The organism is Gilliamella sp. Occ4-3 (assembly GCF_001690675.1).
Taxonomy (GTDB): Bacteria; Pseudomonadota; Gammaproteobacteria; order Enterobacterales; family Orbaceae; genus Gilliamella; species Gilliamella bombi.
In genome coordinates this window covers 1-4616 of the sequence record NZ_LZHR01000057.1, presented here as the reverse complement: position 1 = coordinate 4616, position 4616 = coordinate 1, and the positions used below count along the sequence as shown (strand labels likewise).

6 protein-coding genes are annotated in these 4616 nt (G+C 33.7%); 5 read left to right on the top strand and 1 reads right to left on the bottom strand.

Translation table 11 applies throughout. The annotated features are described in order from the left end of the window. The first annotated feature begins 198 nt into the window (after positions 1–198). Positions 199–2109 (top strand): ATP-dependent DNA helicase, encoded by a 1911-nt coding sequence (locus tag A9G44_RS06560; protein WP_065609929.1) that lies wholly within the window; start codon positions 199–201, stop codon positions 2107–2109. 22 nt (positions 2110–2131) lie between these two features. Continuing rightward, positions 2132–2812, top strand: a complete 681-nt coding sequence (tsaB, locus tag A9G44_RS06555; protein WP_065609927.1) for a tRNA (adenosine(37)-N6)-threonylcarbamoyltransferase complex dimerization subunit type 1 TsaB — start codon at positions 2132–2134, stop codon at positions 2810–2812. A gap of 60 nt (positions 2813–2872) precedes the next feature. On the opposite strand, the gene A9G44_RS06550 is transcribed toward tsaB, so the two are convergent. Continuing rightward, a complete protein-coding gene (locus tag A9G44_RS06550; protein WP_034912061.1) occupies positions 2873–3139 on the bottom strand; it encodes a GrxA family glutaredoxin in 267 nt (88 codons plus the stop codon). Positions 3140–3348: 209 nt separating this feature from the next. On the opposite strand from A9G44_RS06550, the gene A9G44_RS06545 reads away from it, so the two are divergent. From A9G44_RS06545 to A9G44_RS06540, 3 genes are all read left to right on the top strand, one after another. Further along, positions 3349–3714, top strand: coding sequence for a hypothetical protein (locus A9G44_RS06545; protein ID WP_143426332.1), 366 nt, complete (start codon positions 3349–3351; stop codon positions 3712–3714). Between the two features lie 285 nt (positions 3715–3999). Beyond that, positions 4000–4143: a hypothetical protein gene (locus A9G44_RS13685; RefSeq protein ID WP_218837549.1), complete on the top strand. Its 144-nt coding sequence runs from the start codon at positions 4000–4002 to the stop codon at positions 4141–4143. Between the two features lie 125 nt (positions 4144–4268). Continuing rightward, a partial coding sequence (locus A9G44_RS06540; RefSeq protein WP_143426331.1) for a hypothetical protein occupies positions 4269–4616 on the top strand: 348 nt, incomplete at its 3' end.

Below are 4616 nucleotides of genomic sequence, written 5' to 3'. Positions count from 1 at the left end.
GCTTTGTAGATACCTATATTTTGAAAATATTAATTAATGTAGTATATTAAGTTTTTTAATTATTCAATTCAGCAATAATAAATTCATCTCATTTTTGAAATGTTTCATAATATTTTTCATAACGTTTATTTTTCTTAGAATATATTTTCTTAATTTTATTGGTGTGTTGAACTTAGCTTTTTATTAGGTATATTTTAAGTGATTGATGATTTTTCTGAGAATGGTTTATTGGCTAAAGCTATTGATGGATTTGTGGCAAGAGAGCCACAACGAAACATGGCAAGTAAAGTCTCAGAGTCAATAAATAAGCAACAGTCTCTTGTTGTTGAGGCTGGGACTGGAACAGGTAAAACATTCGCTTATTTAGTACCCGCTCTACGTAGTGAAAAGAAAGTAATACTTTCCACGGGGTCCAAGAATCTACAAGATCAACTTTTTAGTAAAGATCTGCCTATTATCAAAAAAGCATTAAATTACACTGGCAAAATATCTCTTCTTAAAGGTAGATCGAATTATCTTTGTTTAGAACGATTGTATAATCAATATGCAGCTGCCGGAGATCTTGATAAAGATTTACGTGTTGATTTAGTTCGTGTCAAAAATTGGTCAATTAAAACCAAAGATGGAGATATTAGCAAATGTATAGCAGTTACGGAAGAAAACCCAATTTGGCCCGTATTAACTAGTACAAACGAAAGCTGTCTTGGAAGTGACTGCGAACATTATAATGATTGTTATGTTGTTAAGGCTCGTAAGCGTGCTTTAAATGCGGATATTGTGGTTGTTAATCACCATCTATTTTTAGCCGATGTTGTGGTAAAAGATACAGGTTTTGGTGAGCTTATTCCTAAGGCTGATGTAATGATTTTTGATGAAGCCCATCAGTTACCAGATCTGGCTTGTCACTATTTTGGACAACAGTTAACTAGTCGTCAGCTACTAGAACTTGCAAAAGAGATAACGCTTAGCTATCGCACTGAAGTAAAAGATATGTCTCAGCTACAGCAGTGTGCAGATAAATTGCAAAAAAGTGTTCAAGATTTGCGTATTGCAATTAATCAGCAACCACCTAAAGGTAATTTGCGAGTGTTATTCAAACAGCAAGCAATAAAAAAAGAGTTATCTTATCTTTTTGATGCATTAGATTTTTGTCGTGAGGTTTTAATGTTGGCAATAGGACGATCTACAGCATTAGATAACTGCTTTGAACGAGTAAATCAATACATCAGCTTATTAAAAAAATTAAGTGAAACATATGTAACTGGGTTTAGTTATTGGTATGAATGTACTTATAATTATTTTGTTTTTGCGATAACGCCATTGTCAGTGGCCGATAAATTTTCTGAACTATTAGCACAACGTAAAGGTAGTTGGATTTTTACCTCGGCAACTTTGTCTGTTGATAATAAATTAGATTATTTTACTAAGCGCCTTGGTCTCACAAATGCCGAGTCCCTTATTTTAGAAAGCCCATTTGATTATTTACATCAAACTGTCATGTGTGTTCCGCGTTATATTCCTTCTCCTAATGAACAAGGTAATGCTGAAAAATTGGTCGATATATTATTGCCAGTTATTGAAGCAAACAATGGGCGTTGTTTCTTCCTATGTACTTCTTATGCCATGATGAATGCTTTAGCAAAACAGTTTAAAGAACTCACCAAATTACCAGTATTAGTACAAGGTGAAACAAGTAAAGTAAAATTACTTGAGCAATTTATACATAGCGGAAACGCCTTATTAATTGCTACCAGTAGTTTTTGGGAAGGTATTGATGTTCGGGGCGATACCTTATCTTGTGTTATTATAGATAAATTACCATTTACATCTCCAGACGATCCTTTAATAAAAGCTCGTATGGAGGATTGCCAAATGCAAGGTGGAGATGCATTTAATGATGTGCAATTACCTGAAGCTGTTATTACTTTAAAACAAGGAGTAGGTCGATTAATTCGCCATCATAATGACCGCGGAGCAATTATTATTTGTGACAATCGCTTGGTTATGAGACCTTACGGTGCAACCTTTATTAATAGTTTACCTCCATCGCCAAGAACACGAGATGTAAATAAAGTTATTAATTTTTTATTATCTAAATCTAACTTATAAACTTAAATATTTTGGAAAAGAAATGAGTACTATCTTAGCTATTGATACCTCAACAGAAGCATGTTCGGTAGCTTTAATTTACCGTAATGAAATCACTCATGATTTCATCATATCAGCACGCGATCATACTAAGCAAATATTACCAATGGTGGATAAGCTTCTTGCACTATCAGATTGTTCACTTGCTCAAGTTGATGCCATAGCCTTTGGACAAGGACCTGGTAGTTTTACTGGTGTTAGAATTGGCATTGGTGTTGCACAAGGTTTAGCATTAGGCATTGACAAACCAATGATCGGAGTTTCAACGTTGATGACCTTGGCTCAAGGTGTATATCGAACACAAAAAGCCACAAAAGTCATTGCTACAATTGATGCCAGAATGGGGGAAGTCTATTTAGGACAATACTATTACACCAATAATCAATGGCAAATAGTTATTCCTGAATGTGTTATTGCACCTGAAAAAGTAATAGAAAAAGTGGAAAATATAGGTAATGATAGTTATTGTGCTGGCACTGGTTGGCAAACTTATCCAGATATGATTAAAGGAATAAGACAAAGTGATATCTTATTACCTCATGCACAAGATCTAGTCGTTATTGCTAAGAATAAATGGTTAAAGAATGAAGTTGTTAATGTTGAGGAAGTAGAACCAACTTATTTACGTAACGATGTAACTTGGAAAAAACTACCAGGTCGTTAATAACAAGTAAATATTAAAAAGCCACCAAATAGTGGCTTGAATTTAATACACTCATTTACATTATTCTTTAAATAAGCCTAAATGCTCTTTTGCATAAGCTTCAAAATCAGTACAACCACCGATTGGTTTTTCATCAATAAAGATTTGAGGTACTGTTTCAACAGGTTTACCTACACTTTTAGACAGATCTTCTTTAGTAATGCCTTCTGCGTTAATATCAACATAACGATAAGAAAAATCATCACGCTCTTGAGAAAGTTTTTCAGCTAGTTCTTTAGCTCGAACACAATAAGGGCAACCTTGACGCCCAAAAATTACAGTATACATTTTCACCTCGAATAAGTTTTTTACATATAAATACTATACGTTACTTTAAATTAAAGAAAAGTTGTTAAATATAGTTGATTAAATAGATTATATCTATTAATGATGAAATTGAAAAGCTAACGTGGCTACAAGACTTTACAAAAAGTTGGGGAAAGAAGTTTATTGTAAAATAGTCTAGCATCAAAACCAGCTTAATCTTACTATCACAATTGGCTATAGTTAGTTCAGCTAATGCAATACTAAAAGCGACTTCAAGTCTGGTCATTGCTAGGAATGCTCTGCAAGTGGTGGCATTATCGAGTGCAGATAAACATGGTTGTACTGTCAACGGTGTTTTTTATAGTGAGGTGAGTGGTACTATAAAATCTAGTGAAGTGAACGGATTTGATGGTAATTTAACGCTTAATGATTTTAAAGTGGTAACTTATATATCAAACAATTTAAATAGGGTTGAGAATTATAATAATATAGATAATGCTGATCCACAGCATCCGTTTAAAGTTGAATCGACTTATTATTGGTGGTATGACAATAGCGGAAGACGCATAATTGATGATGATAAGAAAAAATTATAGGTTGTGACAGCGGCATTTCAATGCCATTAAAACTTACCATAAAAACCAATGTATGTAGCATCAATACCTTACCAATTCTATAAACAGAGGAAAAGTTAACCACACATACAGTGGTTCGATTGGTTAAGGATTTTTATATGCTTAACAAAACTTTACAAAAAAACAGGTGAAAAATGAGGGTTTTATTCTAAAATAGAGTAGCATAGTTATATACTACTTTATGCTAAAATTACTAAAAACAACATTAACTGTTTATTTTATAACAATAAATTTAAGAAAATAAGTATGAGGAATAATAAAATTATGATAAAATATGGACTTAATCGGGCATCGGGCATCGGGCATCGGGCATCGGGCATCGGGCATCGGGCATCGGGCATCGGGCATCGGGCATCGGGCATTTTGTTAATCGTTTTATTTCACCTTTAATATTACGGCAAAACGTTTTATTTTTACTGTTATCTTTCTGTTTTAAACACTTCCATTGCAAATCTCACTTTGTTGCCAAAATAACAACACTTACAGCTCACTCAAAACCGAAACTTGCTCAAATAATGGGTTTAATCTTATTATCACAATGGATACATGTTGGCTCAGCTAATGCAATACTAACAGCAACTTCGAGTCAGGTTATTACAGGGAATGCACCGCAAGTGGTGGCGTTATCGAGTGCAGATAAACATGGTTTTACTGTCAATGGTGTTTTTTACAGTGAGGCGAGTGGCACTATAAAATCTAGTGAAGTGAAAGAATTTGATGGTAATTTAACGTTGAATGATTTTAAAGTGGCGATTTATACTTCAACAAACTTAGATAAAGTTGAAAATTACAGCGATATAGATGGTGATAGTGCCGATCCACAGGAGCCGTTTAAAGTTGAATCGACTAATTATTGGTGGTAT

What these genes read in the sequence shown, in the direction of transcription:
- tsaB (WP_065609927.1), top strand. Translation starts at nt 2,132, where the DNA reads ATGAGTACTATCTTAGCTATTGATACCTCAACAGAAGCATGTTCGGTA.
- A9G44_RS06550 (WP_034912061.1), bottom strand. Translation starts at nt 3,139, where the DNA reads ATGTATACTGTAATTTTTGGGCGTCAAGGTTGCCCTTATTGTGTTCGA.
- A9G44_RS13685 (WP_218837549.1), top strand. Translation starts at nt 4,000, where the DNA reads ATGAGGAATAATAAAATTATGATAAAATATGGACTTAATCGGGCATCG.